The sequence below is a fragment of the Selenomonas sp. F0473 genome, from assembly GCF_000315545.1.
Classification (GTDB): Bacteria; Bacillota; Negativicutes; order Selenomonadales; family Selenomonadaceae; genus Centipeda.
The window spans coordinates 1,473,893-1,490,538 of sequence record NZ_JH992902.1; the positions used below are offsets into that span (position 1 = coordinate 1,473,893).

At 57.0% G+C, this 16,646-nt stretch carries 10 protein-coding genes, 13 tRNA genes and 2 rRNA genes (1 of these 25 cut by a window edge); 22 read left to right on the plus strand and 3 right to left on the minus strand.

Annotated features, from left to right (window positions below):
• The 18 genes from HMPREF9161_RS06765 to HMPREF9161_RS06850 all read left to right on the plus strand — a co-directional run.
• Window positions 1-2,707, plus strand: a 23S ribosomal RNA gene (locus HMPREF9161_RS06765); it begins 193 nt to the left of the window's first position.
• 221 nt (window positions 2,708-2,928) lie between these two features.
• A 5S ribosomal RNA gene (rrf, locus tag HMPREF9161_RS06770) occupies window positions 2,929-3,045 on the plus strand.
• A gap of 5 nt (window positions 3,046-3,050) precedes the next feature.
• Window positions 3,051-3,126, plus strand: a tRNA-Asn gene (locus HMPREF9161_RS06775).
• Between the two features lie 161 nt (window positions 3,127-3,287).
• A tRNA-Gln gene (locus HMPREF9161_RS06780) sits at window positions 3,288-3,364 on the plus strand.
• Window positions 3,365-3,405: 41 nt separating this feature from the next.
• Window positions 3,406-3,481 (plus strand) — tRNA-Lys (locus HMPREF9161_RS06785).
• Between the two features lie 106 nt (window positions 3,482-3,587).
• A tRNA-Lys gene (locus tag HMPREF9161_RS06790) sits at window positions 3,588-3,663 on the plus strand.
• Between the two features lie 6 nt (window positions 3,664-3,669).
• Window positions 3,670-3,745 (plus strand) — tRNA-Val (locus tag HMPREF9161_RS06795).
• A 110-nt stretch (window positions 3,746-3,855) separates the two neighbouring features.
• Window positions 3,856-3,932: transfer RNA gene (locus HMPREF9161_RS06800), tRNA-Asp, on the plus strand.
• Between the two features lie 8 nt (window positions 3,933-3,940).
• Window positions 3,941-4,016, plus strand: a tRNA-Phe gene (locus HMPREF9161_RS06805).
• Window positions 4,017-4,079: 63 nt separating this feature from the next.
• Window positions 4,080-4,155: transfer RNA gene (locus HMPREF9161_RS06810), tRNA-Thr, on the plus strand.
• A gap of 1 nt (window position 4,156) precedes the next feature.
• Window positions 4,157-4,230: transfer RNA gene (locus tag HMPREF9161_RS06815), tRNA-Gly, on the plus strand.
• 14 nt (window positions 4,231-4,244) lie between these two features.
• Window positions 4,245-4,331, plus strand: a tRNA-Leu gene (locus HMPREF9161_RS06820).
• A 16-nt stretch (window positions 4,332-4,347) separates the two neighbouring features.
• A tRNA-Leu gene (locus HMPREF9161_RS06825) sits at window positions 4,348-4,433 on the plus strand.
• Window positions 4,434-4,509: 76 nt separating this feature from the next.
• A tRNA-Leu gene (locus HMPREF9161_RS06830) sits at window positions 4,510-4,595 on the plus strand.
• A 1-nt stretch (window position 4,596) separates the two neighbouring features.
• Window positions 4,597-4,682: transfer RNA gene (locus HMPREF9161_RS06835), tRNA-Leu, on the plus strand.
• Window positions 4,683-4,918: 236 nt separating this feature from the next.
• Window positions 4,919-6,781, plus strand: coding sequence for a spherulation-specific family 4 protein (locus HMPREF9161_RS06840; protein ID WP_009728942.1), 1,863 nt, complete (start codon window positions 4,919-4,921; stop codon window positions 6,779-6,781).
• Between the two features lie 197 nt (window positions 6,782-6,978).
• Window positions 6,979-8,292 carry a hypothetical protein gene (locus HMPREF9161_RS06845; protein WP_009728943.1) on the plus strand — a complete coding sequence of 438 codons (1,314 nt, stop codon included), beginning with the start codon at window positions 6,979-6,981 and terminating at the stop codon, window positions 8,290-8,292.
• Between the two features lie 198 nt (window positions 8,293-8,490).
• Complete coding sequence (locus HMPREF9161_RS06850) at window positions 8,491-8,886, plus strand: trimeric intracellular cation channel family protein (RefSeq protein WP_009728944.1); 396 nt, start codon at window positions 8,491-8,493, stop codon at window positions 8,884-8,886.
• Window positions 8,887-9,107: 221 nt separating this feature from the next.
• On the opposite strand, the gene HMPREF9161_RS06855 is transcribed toward HMPREF9161_RS06850, so the two are convergent.
• On the minus strand, window positions 9,108-9,332 hold the full coding sequence (locus tag HMPREF9161_RS06855; protein WP_009728945.1) for a molybdopterin-binding protein: 225 nt from the start codon (window positions 9,330-9,332) through the stop codon (window positions 9,108-9,110).
• A 119-nt stretch (window positions 9,333-9,451) separates the two neighbouring features.
• On the minus strand, window positions 9,452-10,384 hold the full coding sequence (locus HMPREF9161_RS06860; protein WP_009728946.1) for an LPP20 family lipoprotein: 933 nt from the start codon (window positions 10,382-10,384) through the stop codon (window positions 9,452-9,454).
• A gap of 238 nt (window positions 10,385-10,622) precedes the next feature.
• On the opposite strand from HMPREF9161_RS06860, the gene HMPREF9161_RS06865 reads away from it, so the two are divergent.
• Window positions 10,623-11,342 carry a DUF4198 domain-containing protein gene (locus HMPREF9161_RS06865; RefSeq protein WP_009728947.1) on the plus strand — a complete coding sequence of 240 codons (720 nt, stop codon included), beginning with the start codon at window positions 10,623-10,625 and terminating at the stop codon, window positions 11,340-11,342.
• A 423-nt stretch (window positions 11,343-11,765) separates the two neighbouring features.
• Window positions 11,766-12,509, plus strand: coding sequence for a hypothetical protein (locus HMPREF9161_RS06870; RefSeq protein ID WP_009728948.1), 744 nt, complete (start codon window positions 11,766-11,768; stop codon window positions 12,507-12,509).
• A gap of 87 nt (window positions 12,510-12,596) precedes the next feature.
• Here the strand turns inward: HMPREF9161_RS06870 and HMPREF9161_RS06875 are convergent, their stop codons facing one another.
• Window positions 12,597-13,967 carry an FAD-dependent oxidoreductase gene (locus HMPREF9161_RS06875; RefSeq protein ID WP_009728949.1) on the minus strand — a complete coding sequence of 457 codons (1,371 nt, stop codon included), beginning with the start codon at window positions 13,965-13,967 and terminating at the stop codon, window positions 12,597-12,599.
• A gap of 226 nt (window positions 13,968-14,193) precedes the next feature.
• Between HMPREF9161_RS06875 and HMPREF9161_RS06880 the strand changes: the two genes are divergently transcribed.
• The gene (locus HMPREF9161_RS06880) at window positions 14,194-15,135 is read left to right on the plus strand and encodes an AEC family transporter (protein WP_009728950.1); all 942 of its coding nucleotides are present in this window, start codon (window positions 14,194-14,196) and stop codon (window positions 15,133-15,135) included.
• Window positions 15,136-15,150: 15 nt separating this feature from the next.
• On the plus strand, window positions 15,151-16,584 hold the full coding sequence (gene wbaP, locus HMPREF9161_RS06885; RefSeq protein ID WP_009728951.1) for an undecaprenyl-phosphate galactose phosphotransferase WbaP: 1,434 nt from the start codon (window positions 15,151-15,153) through the stop codon (window positions 16,582-16,584).
• The last annotated feature ends 62 nt before the right edge of the window (window positions 16,585-16,646 follow it).

Here is a 16,646-nt window from a genome sequence, read left to right on the forward strand (position 1 = left end):
GATTCCCTGAGTAGCGGCGAGCGAAACGGGAGGAGCCCAAACCAAAGGACTTCGGTTTTTTGGGGTTGCGGACCTGCAACAAATTTGGAACTTTAGTGGAAGTATCTGGGAAGATACGGCAAAGAGAGTGAGACCCTCGTACACGAAAGAGTGAAGAATGGGCAGGAATCCAGAGTACCACAGGGCACGAGGAACCCAGTGGGAAGCAGGGTGGACCACCATCCAAGGCTAAACATGACGAAACGACCGATAGCGGAAAGTACCGTGAGGGAAAGGTGAAAAGAACCCCGGGAGGGGAGTGCAAAAGAACCTGAAACCGTATGTCTACAAACAGTCGAAGCACTATAAATGTGCAACGGCGTGCCTATTGAAGAATGAACCGGCGAGTTGATTTATACTGCGAGGTTAAGCGGGAGACGCGGAGCCGCAGCGAAAGCGAGTCTTAAGAGGGCGAGCAGTAGTATGGATCAGACCCGAAACCACAGTGATCTATGCATGTCCAGGTTGAAGCTCAGGTAAAAATGAGTGGAGGACCGAACCGGTGAGTGTTGAAAAACTTTCGGATGAGGTGTGCATAGGGGTGAAATGCCAATCGAACGTGGAGATAGCTGGTTCTCCCCGAAATAGCTTTAGGGCTAGCCTTAAGCGAATAACCATAAAGACGGTAGAGCACTGATCGGGCAAGGGGGCGTAAAGCCTACCGACCCCAGTCAAACTACGAATGGCTTCTATGGGCAGCTTAGGAGTCAGCGTGCGAGTGATAAGACCCGTACGCAAGAGGGAAACAGCCCAGACCGCCGGCTAAGGTCCCAAATGCTGTGCTAAGTGGAAAAGGATGTAGGACTTCGAAAACAACCAGGATGTTGGCTCAGAAGCAGCCACCATTAAAAGAGTGCGTAATAGCTCACTGGTCGAGAGGCTCTGCGCCGAAAATATCCGGGGCTCAAGCACAGAACCGAAGCCGCGGCAAAGTACTAAGGTACTTTGGGTAGGGGAGCGTTCTTACTTGGAAGAAGGCAGACCGGAAGGACTGCTGGACGAGTAAGAAGTGAGAATGCCGGTATGAGTAGCGAAACGACAGGTGAGAATCCTGTCCACCGAAAGCCTAAGGGATCCTGGGCAACGCTCGTCGCCCCAGGGTAAGTCGGGACCTAAGCCGAGGCGTAAAGCATAGGCGATGGACAACCGGTGAAAATTCCAGTACCAGATAAGTTTGATTGAGGATGGAGTGACGCAGGAAGGAAGCTGAGCGCGCGAATGGAAGAGCGCGTCGAAGGCGGTAGGCTAGTACGGAGGCAAATCCCCGCACTATAAGGCCGAGAACCGATAGATAGAAGAGACTACGGAAAACCTGAATTCAGCCGCACTACACTGCCAAGAAAAGCTTCTAACGAGAACTGATCCGCCCGTACCAAAACCGACACAGGTAGGCGGGGAGAGAATCCTAAGGTGCGCGGGAAAACCCTCGTTAAGGAACTCGGCAAAATGCATCCGTAACTTCGGGAAAAGGATGGCCGGAGGTTGTGAAGTTACTAGCTAATGGAGCGACAGCCGGCGGCAGAAAAGAGGCCCAAGCGACTGTTTACCACAAACACAGGTGCCTGCGAAAGCGCAAGCTGAAGTATAGGTGCTGACGCCTGCCCGGTGCAGGAAGGTTAAGGAGAGTTGTTAGCCCTAAAGGAGAAGCAGCGAACTGAAGCCCCTGTAAACGGCGGCCGTAACTATAACGGTCCTAAGGTAGCGAAATTCCTTGTCGGGTAAGTTCCGACCCGCACGAAAGGCGTAACGATTTGGGCACTGTCTCAACGAGGGACCCGGTGAAATTGAAATACCTGTGAAGATGCAGGTTACCCGCGACTGGACAGAAAGACCCCATGGAGCTTTACTGCAGCTTGGCATTGGTCTTTGGCATATAACGTACAGGATAGCCGGGAGACTGGGAAAATATCTCGCTAGAGGTATTGGAGTCACCGTTGGGATACCGGCCTTTATATGCTAAGGATCTAACCGGAACATTAACAGTGTTCGGGACAGTACCAGGCGGGCAGTTTGACTGGGGCGGTCGCCTCCGAAAGAGCAACGGAGGCGTCCAAAGGTTCCCTCAGCGCGGCCAGAAATCGCGCGCAGAGCATAAAGGCACAAGGGAGCTTGACTGCGAGACTGACGGGTCGAGCAGGTACGAAAGTAGGGCTTAGTGATCCGGTGGAAAGAGAGTGGAATTGCCATCGCTCAACGGATAAAAGCTACCCTGGGGATAACAGGCTAATCTCTCCCAAGAGTCCATATCGACGGGGAGGTTTGGCACCTCGATGTCGGCTCATCACATCCTGGGGCTGAAGCAGGTCCCAAGGGTTGGGCTGTTCGCCCATTAAAGTGGTACGTGAGCTGGGTTCAGAACGTCGTGAGACAGTTCGGTCCATATCCATCGCGGGCGCAAGATACATGAGGGAGGCTGCTCCTAGTACGAGAGGACCGGAGTGGACGAACCAACGGTGTACCGGTTGTCCTGCCAAGGGCACGGCCGGGTAGCTGCGTTCGGAAGGGATAAACGCTGAAAGCATCTAAGCGTGAAGCCCGTCCCGAGATGAAGTATCTCATCTTTTTAAAAGAGTAAGACCCCTTGCAGAAGACGAGGTAGATAGGCTGGATGTAGAAGTGCGGCAACGCATGCAGCTGACCAGTACTAATCGGTCGAGGGCTTGATTTATGGTAGGAAAGCGCTGCGCGCTTTCCTTGATGACATGGTATTTCGCAGCTAATTTGCAAAAGAGTTTCTTCTGTCTAGTTTTGAGTGAGCAACACTCAAGTGCACAGGTAGTGTCAACCAATCGTCTGCGTCCTTTGGACTTGACTCTTGGGACACTTATGTGTACGACTTGTTACCCAATCGCATACGCACGATGTGCTATGCTCCTCAACAAGTCAGTATGCGGTGATGATGCCCGGACGGTTCCACCTGTTCCCATTCCGAACACAGCAGTTAAGCGTCCGAAGGCCGAGGGTACTTCGTTGGAGACGACGCGGGAGAGTAGGTAGTTGCCGCAATATATTCCTCGGTAGCTCAGTTGGTAGAGCGTCTGACTGTTAATCAGAATGTCACAGGTTCGAGTCCCGTCCGAGGAGCCATTTTTTGATTTCTCGCTGCGTTTGCAGTAATAGATATGAGCGGTCAACGTCCGCCAATCACACGTCGCTCACGCTCGTGTTCTTGGGACGTTTTCGCATACGACCTGTTACCCGTTCATCGTTCGCGCGCTGCGCTCCGATTTACGGACAGGGTCAGTAGTTGGGGTATAGCCAAGTCGGTTAAGGCACGGGACTTTGACTCCCGCATCCGTTGGTTCGAATCCAACTACCCCAGCCAATTTATCTCGTCTTCGGATGGGATGTGTGGCGGCTGATAAAGGTTCACTAGCTCAGTTGGTAGAGCATCTGACTTTTAATCAGAGGGTCCCGGGTTCGAGTCCCGGGTGAGCCACCACTTTTGCTTTTTAGGTTACACTGAGCGAACCGGAAGTTTTGATACATAGCTAGGAACAAGAAAAATCCAAGCTAAGCGCAAAAATCCCGACTCGCGTCACTATCATGACTCACTAGCTCAACTGGCAGAGCAACTGACTCTTAATCAGTAGGTTCACGGTTCGATTCCGTGGTGGGTCACCATTTCATGGGCGATTAGCTCAGCTGGGAGAGCGCTTGCCTTACAAGCAAGATGTCGGCAGTTCGATCCTGTCATCGCCCACCAAAGGATTATTGTTTACAGCATTTGCATCTGCGTTGCTTCTGCAAATGTTGCATAAGTGATTCGTATGTTTTAGCACTCCCTTTGGGTCTGCCGAAACTACTCACTACTTAGGCCCGGTAGTTTAGTTGGTTAGAATGCCGCCCTGTCACGGCGGAGGTCAGGGGTTCAAGTCCCCTTCGGGTCGCCATTTTTTATGCCTCGGTAGCTCAGTTGGTAGAGCAGGGGACTGAAAATCCCCGTGTCAGTGGTTCGATTCCGCTCTGAGGCACCATCCCGTTATAGTCGCCTACGGAGAACGGCGTCTGCGGCAGAGGCTGCCGAATACGAAACTGTCGCTGGCGTAGCTCAATCGGTAGAGCAGCTGACTTGTAATCAGCAGGTTGGGGGTTCAAGTCCTCTCGCCAGCTCCATGCGGGTGTAGCTCAATGGTAGAGCCCCAGCCTTCCAAGCTGGTCACGTGGGTTCGATTCCCATCACCCGCTCCATTATTTGCCGATACGCCGGGGTGGCGGAACAGGCAGACGCAGGGGACTTAAAATCCCCCGGTTGAAAAACCGTACCGGTTCGATTCCGGTCCTCGGCACCATTATCTATATTGTCACGCGGTCGTGGCGGAACTGGCAGACGCGCTACTTTGAGGGGGTAGTGTTCACAAGACGTGTGGGTTCAAGTCCCACCGACCGCACCATAAGCAGAGAACAGCATTTGCAGACATCCGAAGGATGCCGAATATGCCTCTAAATAGAAAATTTTATAGTAGTCACGCGGTCGTGGCGGAATGGCAGACGCGCTAGCTTCAGGCGCTAGTGATGGCAACATCGTGGAGGTTCAAGTCCTCTCGACCGCACCACGCGGTTGTGGCGGAATTGGCAGACGCGCTACTTTGAGGGGGTAGTGTTCACAAGACGTATGGGTTCAAGTCCCATCAACCGCACCATTTTGAAAATATACCGTTACGGGAAACCGCAGCGGTTTTTTTGTTGTCGAAACGCACCTGATGTACTTACGTCTCATCATAAATTATATTGACAGAGGAAAAGGAAGAATATAGTATAAATATATAACGTAGTAGTCTATTATAATTATTTATCATGCCTTTACTTTTATCTGTTTTGCCCGGTTGCTTTCCACAGAGGGCTCATTTTTATTTCCATGAATTAGGAGGATAGGAGGATGAAGAGGAACCGATTGGCGGCAATGATTGCCGCGGCAGTAATCATCGGCGTCGTATCGCCCGTTTTGGCCGCGCGCGGTACGCAGGCTCCGAAAGAAGCGGTCGGACATGAAGCGCGCGACGAGGCAGATCGGATTCAGATCAATTTCGAGTATCTGCGGGGCTTTTCCAGGAAGCCCGACGATGTCTTCGATGTGCCGGTGCGCAATCAATCCGTGATCATGCCCGCGTTTCGTTGGACGAGTCATATGAACCCGGGCGCATCCTTTTGGGACGGCATCACTTCCGTCGGCGGCGGGCTCGTTCCGTATGTGGCGTTCGGTTCGTATGTAGGGGCTGATCCGGTATTGGTGCGCCGCAACGAAGACGCGGAGCAAATGCAAAAAAATCATGCAGCAGGGATCAAGAATATCGGCTACACATATACGCGCCAATCCACCAGAGATCTTAATAAGGTGTACAGTGATATCGATAATTTTGTTAATTTTTACGGGCGGGAAAATATCTCCGGTTATTTTATCGACGAGGTGATGCGCGGCAATACGCAGGCGCAGGTCGATTATATCAAAAGCATCTACGATTATGTAAAGAGCAAGTATCCTGAAAAAATCGTCATCGCCAACTGCGGCGGGGAGATCCGCGATGCCGTCGCTCCGTATGCGGACATCTGGCTGACGCGGGAGGTCACGGCGGACTTTTATCTCAATCATAATCCGCCCTCTACTTCGGAATTTACCAAAAATCCCGCGAATGCCGATCGAAATTTTCACGTGATCCATACGACGTCGCCGGAACAATATGAAGAAGTTTTGCGCTTATCGCGCGAACGCAATGCCGGCTGGCTGTTTATTACGAGCGATACGAACGCGTACCCGTCCGGTTATGACGACTTGCCGACCTATTTTGAAGATCTGATGATGACGATCAATCATTTTACGCCGACGAGAGGCAGCCTGTTTACCCGAAGTCACGGCGCCGGTGCGCCGAAGCCGACGATTGAAATGCCGCGCTCCAAGGTGGATCTCGATTTGATGCGGGCTGTGCGCGGCAGAGGCTATCGGTCGCTCGAAAAGACGCGCGACGGACAGCTGAAGATCGATATTGGCTATCTGAGAAGATACGGCGGCGACTACAGCGATAAAAGCAGCAATATCAAATATCATACGCGCAGCAGCGGCGTTATGGTCAACGCATCGAAAGATTTTGGCAAGTTTGCCGCGGGGGCGATTTTCGGCTATCAGAAGTCCGACGTCGATTACCGGGAGAAGTACGGCGGCGTTCATGAAAAAGTGACGTCGTATCAGTTTGGTTTCAGCGGGAAATATGATCTAAAGAAAGATGCGGATATCACGGGGCAGCTGATCTATTCGACCAATCAACATAAATTTCGTACGAATAACGGCTTGGGCGCGATTGCCGGAGCGGAATACAGGTCCCGGATCCTGGATCTGAACGCGCGGCTCGGACGAAAGTTGTTTTTCCGTCACGGGTATATAAAACCCTACGTGGGGGCGGGGCTCACCCGCGTACAGGAAGGCGCTATCGGCAAACTCAACGTATCGGGCGCTTCGCGGAATGCGCTGAACGGCAGCGTCGGCGTGTACGGTGAAAAAAATTTCGGCAAACTCCTCGTCTTTGGCGATTTTGAGTATGAACATCGATTCGGCGGCGGCTCCTATCACGGCGTGCGCGACTATGCCGGGCGTTATGACGTCGCGCCGCTCGATTATGCCCGCGGCGTATTTAATTTCGCAGTTGGCGCCCGTTACAGCGTTTCGGATCTTTTCCAAATAGAGACGTCTTATGAGCGGCAGGAAAGTAAAAATAAACTGCTGCGCGTAGAATTGAGCGCTCAATTTTAGAATGACGAAATCTATCCATATGCCGGCGTTTTGGGAAAGACGATATCCCGTCATCGTCCGGCGTTCCGCCCGCCGTATGCCGAAGCATGCGGCGGGCTTTTTTGCGTCCGATTCTCCGCTGTGCTATAATGAAAAACATAATATTTTCGTGCGGATTCGTATGAAGATGAACGTATGCGGAGAGAGGGGGAAACGTAATGACACGGCTCCTAGTGACGGCGGCGCTCATGATGGTTGTCCTTTTTCCTCTGCGTGCATTTGCCGCGCCCGCGGAGCTGCCGTCGCTCCTCTTTGTGACGGCGGCGGCAGCTGAGGCGGCATACGGCGGAGATCTCTCGGAGATGCTGCGGGCGCGGCTTGTTGCGGCGGGCTGGCGGATCGAGGGCTATGAGACGCCGGGGCGGCGCGGGACGGTGGGGCGGTTCTTTCATATGGTGCGGACGGGGCCCGACGGGGCGGAGACGCATCTCCTCTCGTTCCCGGGAACGGAGCGCGGGAGCGACGTGTGGACGGATCTGCGCCTCGGGCGCGCCGTGTTCGGCGGGGCGACGCCGGCAGAGTTCCTTGCGGCGGCGAATGCGCCTGTTTCCGACCGCAAGGAGACGCCGCTTGTGCACCGCGGATTCCTCGACTATACGCAGGCGGCGCTCTTTACGGATGCGCTTGACGACTACGAGGGGCGTACGGCGGGCGAGGTGATTGCGGCGCAGCTGCGCGCGCATCCGTCGGCAAAGATTTACCTCACGGGACATAGCCTCGGCGGGGCGGGGGCAGTTCTTGCGGCCGCGCGTCTTGCGGATATGGGGGTGTCCCCCGCGCAGCTGGAGGTCGTGACGTTCGGGGCGCCGGCAGTGGGGAATGCGGTATTTACGCGCGCCTATAGAGAAAAGTTTACGCTGCATCGTGTGGTAATGAAGGGCGATCCGATGAAGGATCTCCTCTCGGCGCCGCTTGGGTTCCGCCAGTTCGGCGAGCGGATCGCTTGGCAGCCCGCACGGTCGGTGGCGGCTTTTCCCCACGCGATGATCGCCTATGTGGATGCGGCGATCCGGCAGCTCTATGACAGCGCGGGGACAAATAGTTTCCTCTTCCTTGCGGGGCAGCCGAATCGGACGTCGGGGCAGCCGGTCTACGTTGCGCCGATCGCGGCGGATGTGGACGGGGCGCTCACGGCGGATGCTCCGTATATGAAGGCGGTGCTGCGCGATGCGCTTTACGCGCGCAATGCGGAAACGGTGTTCTCGGCGGCCGGGGGAGGCCTTTCTGAGGAGGGGCTTCTTACGGGGCTGGATGCGCATCTTGCGGCGGCAAAAGAAGCGGGGGCGGCACAGCTCTACGCGTACCGCATTTCCGGGGCAAAGGTGCGCGACAATCGCGAGACTTATCGGCTGACGCTCGAGCGCGCAGTCTATGATACGGAGGGCAATCTTATGGCCGCTTCGTCGCGGTCGGCGACGACGGGGGCCTTGACGCCGATTGAGACGGTGCTTTATCTGTTCACGCAAGACTAAAGGCGTGAAGCAGGATTTTGGCGCATCGCTGTGTCATGTCGTCGGACACTGCGGTCGACGTAGGTTTCATCTACGCCTTCCCTTGTGTCCTCCTCATTCCTTGCGCTGCATCCAAACTTCTGCTTCACTCAGGTTACGGAATGAAGCATGAGGGGGCGGCGTCGCTACGGTTCACTGTTATGACAAGGAGGTACTTTTGTGGATGCTGCGGCGCTTTGGCGGCTGTTTGATATCATTGGGACGATTGCGTTTGCCGTATCGGGGACGCTGGTCGGGATTTCGCGCCGCATGGACATCTTTGGCATCTCGGTGCTGGCGCTTGCAACGGCGGTCGGCGGGGGGATGGCGCGCGATTTGCTCGTGGGGCTGACGCCGCCGATGGCGCAGCGTATGCCGGTCGTTCTCTATGCCGAGGTTTATGCCGCGGCATCGCTCATGGGCGCCTTTGTTTTCTGTATGCTGCGGGAATCCCTCGGCGTGGAGGCCGATTCGTGGCTGGCGTTTCTTCTGGTGCTCGCGATTCGGTTTGCCGCGATAAGGGGGAATTGGAGCCTGTATCACCCGCGCCCGCCCAGACGTAACGCGGGATCTTGAGGCTCAGCTTCGTCATTTCGCCGGACACTGCGTCGACGTAAGATGCTCCCTTCCCCGCATTCTCGGCGATGCGTTCAAGCCGCCGCGTTCGCCGGGGCGCGGCATGAGACGCGATATTTGGGACGCGTTGTGTCGCGGCGAAAAATACTGCATACATAAAAATCCCCCTGCATCCACGCGGTGCAGGGGGATTTTGCATGCGCCGCCGTCAAGCGGCAGCTTTATTTGCAGTGGTGATGATCGACGCCGACTATGACGGACGTCGCCTTGATGACGGCGTACGCTTCCCTGCCGACCTCGAGGCCGAGCTCGTCGATGGCGGAAAGGCTGATCGTCGAGGTGATGACGTCGCCGCCCTTCAGTTCGATATGGACGATGCCGTTGACGGCGCCCCTCTCGATGGAAACCACCTTGCCCTTGAGCTGATTTCTCGCGCTGAGTTTCATACCAATTTCCCTCCTTAATTCATAATACTTATTTATTATAACACAAAATCCCCGCATAATTCGTGACTAATGTCACAGCTTGCGAGGATTTTGCGTAGGAAGTGTATCAATAGAGAGGGTTAGCGAATGAATACGACGTTGGCAGCGTCGAGGAAACCGCTTGCCCCGTTCTCGATGAGGACGCGGCGCGCGTCGTCGGCAGAGAGGACGGGATTTGCCCCTGCGTCGACGGCGACGGCACGGACGACAAGCGGATTGCGGCCCGCGCGCGTGGCGTCGGATTCGCCGCGCACATAGGCGGCCATGCCGTTCTTAATAACGGTGTCGCTGTCGAGATTCTTGTAGCCGTAGATGGGGCGTCCGGATTCCGCCTTGATGACGGGGCTCATGACGGGGCGCAGGCCGAGGCCGCGGCAGTCGACGATGAGGCCCGTATAGCCGCCGACGGCGCGCCCGGAAGGGGGGCTGCCGGCGGAACTCGTCGAGGGAGACCGGCGCGCGGGGGCGGCAGGCGTCGTACGCCCGCGGTCCCAACCGCGGTCATAGGTTCCGTAGCCGGTGGTATCATAGTCGCGGTCGCCGACGTAAGGTTCGTAGACGCTGTCGGGCGAGATCCACTGTCGGCGGGTTTCGTTGCGCGTAAAGACCGAACTCGCGAGCGAACCGACGCCAAAGACGGGCACTTCGAGCGTAACGGTGTAGGCGCCGTCCTTTAGGGCCTTTTCATCCACGATGCGCGCACCGCGTACGAGGGCGCTGATGTGTGTACGGACGGTGTCGCTCGCGACCATCATATTTTCAACGGTGGTCGAGGCATCGACGTCTACACCCTGGATCTGTTCGGCGAGCTGGCGATAGGCGTCGGCGATGGCGGCGCGGCGTGCGAGCGCGCGCGCCTGCGCAGCGCTGACGGTGCGCGCGGGGGCGATGCCCGTGCCCTCGGCACGGATGCGGCCGCCGTCCCAGTCCGTCGCGGCCTCGGCCGCGGGCAGAGAGACGAGCGCAAGCGCCAGCACGAGCAGCGCACAGATGCCGGTTTTTAGTCGGTACATAAAGATCCTCCTTGGAGATATATTTTCGAAATTTGTTCACTTGCAATATCGCAAAAAAAGCATAAAGCGGCATAAAAAGGGCATTAGTATTCTGTGAGATTGCATGCCGCCGCATATGAATATTCGTATATTGTGGGAATAAGATTGCAAATAAGGTTTGTTTCCACTATAATAAATTGAGAAGAGCGGGACGCTTCCGTTCCCGCGTGAAGGTATTTTGCAGTTGGGAGGATAGCAGATGAAGAAGTTTTTTGCGGCGGCACTCGGTGCGGCACTCGGACTCGGCATGTATGCGGCGCCTGCGGACGCGCACGGGGTCTACTTTGCCAACAGGTTCGATCAAAAGGCGCTCGTTCTCGGCGAGGGGCCGATCGAGAACGCGTACAATCCGGCGTGCGCGCTCGGCATCGACGCGTATGATGTGGACTTCATGCCGACGACGGTGGAGCGCGTGGATTACGACGATCATATTGCGGTCGTGCCGTCGGATCGGCTCGGCGTGACGGCGACGTTCTTTGACTACGGGTATTTCGCAAAGACGACGGATGGCAAGGTCATCCCGACGCGCGACTATTCGAACATCGAGAACCTCGTGTCGGTGACGCACGCGCGCAAGTACAATGTGCACTATTGGAGCGAGGCGGTGAAGCCGGGCGGACTCTACAATGTGCCGATCCAGATCGTGCCGGGCGTGAACCCGTTGACGCTCCGCCGCGGCGATACGCTCGAACTGCGCATCTATAAGGACGGCCAGCCCTATGCGAACGCGCCCGTCATTGCGGATGTCATCGGCAATCTCGGCGCGGTGACGCAGGCGGATGCGAACGGTTATGTCTCCGTGCGCGTGGCGAACAACGGCCTCAATGTTGTCGGCGTCGAGGTCGGTCTGCCGACGGGCGATGCGAACGTGACGGAGAAGGTGTTTAGTTCGCTGTCGTTCATTCTTCCCGGAGAGTAAATCGTAAGGCGCGGCCTTGGCGTGTCACTGCGAAAAATACTGCGGTTGACGTAGGCCCCAACTACGCCTGCCCTTGTATTTTTCTTGTGCCTTGTTCTGCATTGAGGGTGCACGTCACTTAGGTTGCGGTGTGACGCGGGATTTTCGCGCCTAGCCTCATCATTTCGTCGAACGCTTCGTCGACGTAGGCTCTGTCTACGCTGTCCTCGCGTTCTCCGCAATTCCTAGCTATGCATCCAAACTTCCGCGTCACTTAGGTTACGGCGCAACATGGGATTTTGGCGTACCGCTGCGATCCTTTGAAAAATCCTGCGATAGGAGAAGATATTGCCGTATCAAACGGGACAGCCGCACCGCGCAACAATGCACTCGTGTGACTGTCCTGTTTGCTTTTGCATCTATTGAGACAGCGGGAGGTGTTTTGTGGAAGTTCAGCTAGATATGCGCATCCCCTTTACTGTCGACCGCCAAGCAGCGCTCGATGCGGTACGCGCGTACGTCGGGGCGTGGTGTTCCTCCGCCACAGGTGATGTCTTGCGTCCGGAATCGGTCCGCGCCGTATATGTTCCTTTTTGGCGCTTTCGTACCACTGCAACGTGCGAATATCAAGGTGCGTGGGACGAGGAGCAGGACTATGAGGACAGTGACGGTGACTGGCAGACGGACACCGATCGTCATTATATCAGCGGCACAGCAAACTATGACCTCGACGACGACATCCTTCTCTGCGGTGCAGAGGAATACACGGATTCCTTCGCAGGGCTTTTCCCCTATGACCTCTCGCAGGCAGAAGACGATGTGCCGAACAATACGGAGCGCATCGACATCGTCTCTTGTACCGTCACCGCGCAAGACGCGTGGGACGAGGCGCAGGAGGGGATACGGGACTTCCTCGCAGAGAGCATCGAGGACGATTTGTGCGGGGAATATCAAACGCAGTCGGCAGAGATACATGCACTGAATATCTCATACAGTGATATTGTGCCGGAATGTATCCTTCTGCCGCTTTGGGAGACCTCCTTCATCTATGACGGCACGACCTATACCGTCCGTGTGAACGGTCAGACCGGAAACGCCTGCGGGGATCTGCCGCCTGCCCCGCGGCGCGCAGGATGCCTGGCAGCAGCGGCGGCGATACTGTCTATATTGCTGGTTTTATGGCAGTAAAATACCAAAAAGGAGCATCGAGATGTGATGCTCCTTTTTCTATGTTGTTTTATCTCGTGTCGGGAGGTCGTGTCACTTTTCGCCGCCTTATACAAACAAATCGTTCAGCGCCTCGCTCATCGTCGGATGGGTGTAGATGCTCTGCCCGAGGGTATGCGCCGTGATGCCGGCGTCGACGGCGACCTTCATGAGGTTGATCATTTCCTCCGAACCGGGGCAGAAGAAATGTGCGCCGAGGATGCGGTCGGTCTTTACGTCGACGATTGCCTTGAGGAGGCCGACTGGATTTCGGATTACTTGCGCCTTTGGTACGGCGGCAGTTTCGAGCTTCAGCACGCGCACATCGTAACCTGCTGTACGTGCTTCTTCCTCCGTCATGCCAACGCGTGAGAGCGGCGGATCGAGGAAGACGGTATAGGGGACGGCGCCGCGGTTCTCCGTTGTGCGCGCGCCCGTGCCGACGAGCTGATCCCGCACGATGCGGAAGTCGTCAAGTGAGATATAAGTGAACTGGAGGCCGCCCGCAACGTCGCCCATTGCCCAGATGTGCGGCACGCTTGTCCTGAGGCGCGCATCCACTGCGACCGCGCCGCGCGGTGTCACGTCGACGCCCGCCGCAGTGAGGTTCAGCCCCTTGGTATTGGGCGTCCTGCCCGTTGCGAGGAGAACGGCGTCGGCGGGGAGGCGCCGCTCGCCTGCGGCGGTTCTAACGACGACGGTTGTTTCGGCGGCGCCGTCCTCAATGCGCAGCGGCTCTGCGGAGGTCAGGATCGTAACGCCGCGTTCCTCGAGCGAACTCCGCACACGGGCGGCAACCGCCGCGTCCTCGCGCGGGATAAAGTCCGCCCCGTGCTGCACGACTGTGACCTCGGAACCGAAATTCGTATAGTACGAGGCGAACTCGAGGCCGATGTAGCCGCCGCCGATGACGACGAGACGGCGCGGCAAGGCGTCCAGCTCCATCATCGTCTCGCTCGTATGGCAGCGCTTGCTCTCCGCCGCGCCCGGGATTGCGGGGATGATGGGGACGGCGCCCGTATTGATAAAGATGCGGTCGGCATGTACGCGCGTCTCCGTGCCGCCCTCGTCCGTTACGCACACGGTATGCGCATCGATGAAGGCGGCAGTGCCGTCGAGGATCGCCGCGCCCGTTCCCGCGACTTTATCGTAGTTCTTCTGCCGCAGCATGGCGGTGAGGCGCCGTTTTTCCGCGACGGCCTGCGCGTAGCGTTCCGCCTTTTCCGCGAAGCCGCCGCCTGCCGCCGCCGAGAGGCGGGCGCTGTATTCCAGCGATTTTGACGGGATGCAGGCGACGTTGATGCATGTGCCGCCGTAGCGCTCCTTTGAGCGCTCCGCAAGCGCCGTTTTCTCGCCGCGCTTTGCAAGGAAGCCCGCGAGCGTCTTGCCCGCCTTGCCGAATCCGAGGATGAGGTTTTGCACCCGCATATTTTCTGCCATAAATTATGTCTCCCTTTCTATCCATTTTTAAGATATTCTCTTTATAATACGGCGTAAGAGCCGTCTGCTCCGATCATATGCCGCGGCGGCGCTCTTGTCAAGTCGGGGCTGCCCTGTTGTTACGGCGCATCGTCTCGGCAGAGTAATCGCGGCGGATGCACGGCGATTGCGCCGCTCTCATTTTCCTGTTATAATAAAAGCGGACAATCGGGGGAGGCGCGTCTTTATGCTCGGCAATTTTTTCGTCGCACTCGGCGGAGTCGTCCCCATGTTCTGCCTCATGGCAGTCGGCCTCTTTGTGAAGCGGTCGCACATGCTCACGGATGAGGAACTCTTTCGCGTGAACCGCATGGTGTTCCGCGTGTTCTTTTTCTTTATGATGTTCTACAACATCTACGCGGCGGATCCCGGGACGGTCGTCAGCCCTCTGCTCATCGCGGTCGGCGGGGGCGGCGTGCTGCTCACGGCGCTCGTCGCGACGGGGCTTGTCTGCGTTTTTGAAAAAGACAACGCGCGGCGCGGGGTGATCGCGCAGGCGGCATACCGCGGCAACTATGTTCTCATGGGCGTGCCGCTCGTGAGCAATATCTTCGGCGAGGCGGCGGTTGCGATCCCGACAATGATGATCGCGATCGTTGTGCCGCTCTACAACGTGCTTTCCGTCTTTATCCTGGAGACGTTCCGCGGCGGACGGTTCGACCTCCCGCATATCCTGCGCGGCGTTATGATGAATCCGATGATCATCGGGGGGATCCTTGGGGCGGCGTTTCGCCTCGCGGGGCTGCATATCCCGGCGCCGCTGCTCAAGCCGGTCGCCCAGATTGCGGCGGCGACGACGCCCGTCGCGCTCATCATCCTCGGCGCATCGTTCCGGGGCGGGAGCTTTCACTCGCATCTGCCGCAGCTCATCGGGGCGGTCGCGGCGCGTCTCCTGATCGTGCCGGGCATGATGCTCGCGGTTGCGATAGCCCTCGGCATGCGCGATGTGGAGCTCGTGACGCTCATTGCGATCTTTGCCACGCCGTGCGCCGTCGCCGGCTTTGCCATGGCGCAGCAGATGCACGCCGACGCGGAGCTCGCGGGGAACTGTGTGGTCTACAGCAGCGCACTGTCTTGTTTTACGATCTTCGGTTGGGTATTCCTGCTGAAGAGTTTGGGTTATTTTTGAGAGAGGAGGCGAAGCGTGGCTAGCCTGTCGCTGTGGGAACGCTATGCTTCCTATCTCCTGCCGCTGCTCATTGTCTTTGTGGACTATGCCGCCGTGGTGGCTGCGGAGCTCCTTTCCTATCAGCTGCGCCGGCATTGGCTGCCCATCGCCGATCCGCATTTTTATATCCCCGACATTTATATCTTTGGCGTCGTTCCCTTTATCTTTCTCGGGTTCCTCTATGCGATGGGGGCGCGCAGCCGCAACATGCCCTTTTGGGTCATGGTGCAAAAGATCTTTTGGGCGTGCGTCTATGCGGTGCTCATCATCATCCTGCTGATGTATTTCGCGCAGGTGAGCGAGGTGGTTTCGCGTATCTTTGTCGGCGTAACGGGGATTCTCGCGGTGCTCTTCCTTTGGAGCGGGCGCTATCTCTACCGCAAATGCGTGCGTTCGCTGCATCTTTTCCGCGTGCCGGTACTCTTCATCGGAGCGGGGCTCACGGCGGAGCGGGTACTGCGGTCGTTTGAATATGACGCGGGATTTGACTACCACATCGTAGGCTTTCTGGACGACCATCCCGTCAGCGATAAAATCGCGGCGACGTATCCGATCCTTGGCGGATTTGACGATGCGGAACGTGTCATTCGCACTACCGGAGTGCGCGACGTGATCATCACCGCGCCCGGCATGGAACAGGAAGCGCAGGTGCGGCTCATCAACCGTATTCAGCCGCTTGTCACCCGCGTTATTGTCGCGCCGAATCTCATCGGGATCGCGATGGGGCGGCTCACAGCCATCAGCCTCGTGAGCGAGAAGATCATCCTGCTGGAGACACACAATAATCTGCGGAGTGCGTTCAACCGCGGACTGAAACGCACCTTTGATCTCGTGTGCGGCGTTTTGGGGCTCGTCGCTGTGTTCCCCATCATGGCGGTCATTGCCGTGATGATCTACCTTGACGATCCCGGACATGTGCTCTTTGCGCATCGCCGGGTCGGGCAGAACGGACGCATGTTCCCCTGCTATAAATTCCGCTCCATGGTAAAGGATGCAGAGGCGCGTCTCGAACACTATCTTGCCGAGAACCCGGAAGCGCGCGCTGAGTGGGAACGGGACTTTAAGCTGAAGGACGACCCGCGCATCACGCGCATCGGTCATTTCCTGCGGCGGACGAGTCTCGACGAACTCCCGCAGATCATCAACGTCATCCGCGGGGAGATGAGCCTTGTCGGACCGCGCCCCATCGTTGAGAAAGAGATCGAGAAGTACGGCGACCTCATCGCGGACTACTATCTCGTTCCACCCGGCATCACCGGGCTCTGGCAGGTCAGCGGGCGCAGCGATACCACCTATGAGGAACGCGTGCAGATGGACTCGTGGTACGTGCGGAATTGGTCCATTTGGCTGGATCTTGTCTATCTCATTAAGACCGTGCAGGTGGTGTGTAGAAGAGAGGGCGCGTATTGAGCCGGATTTTGTTCCTGAGACGATCGCCCGCGTGTTGCCGAAAAGAAGTAGAAGCGAAGCAA

What these genes read in the sequence shown, in the direction of transcription:
- HMPREF9161_RS06840 (WP_009728942.1), top strand. Translation starts at nt 4,919, where the DNA reads ATGAAGAGGAACCGATTGGCGGCAATGATTGCCGCGGCAGTAATCATC.
- HMPREF9161_RS06845 (WP_009728943.1), top strand. Translation starts at nt 6,979, where the DNA reads ATGACACGGCTCCTAGTGACGGCGGCGCTCATGATGGTTGTCCTTTTT.
- HMPREF9161_RS06855 (WP_009728945.1), bottom strand. Translation starts at nt 9,332, where the DNA reads ATGAAACTCAGCGCGAGAAATCAGCTCAAGGGCAAGGTGGTTTCCATC.
- HMPREF9161_RS06860 (WP_009728946.1), bottom strand. Translation starts at nt 10,384, where the DNA reads ATGTACCGACTAAAAACCGGCATCTGTGCGCTGCTCGTGCTGGCGCTT.
- HMPREF9161_RS06865 (WP_009728947.1), top strand. Translation starts at nt 10,623, where the DNA reads ATGAAGAAGTTTTTTGCGGCGGCACTCGGTGCGGCACTCGGACTCGGC.
- HMPREF9161_RS06875 (WP_009728949.1), bottom strand. Translation starts at nt 13,967, where the DNA reads ATGGCAGAAAATATGCGGGTGCAAAACCTCATCCTCGGATTCGGCAAG.
- HMPREF9161_RS06880 (WP_009728950.1), top strand. Translation starts at nt 14,194, where the DNA reads ATGCTCGGCAATTTTTTCGTCGCACTCGGCGGAGTCGTCCCCATGTTC.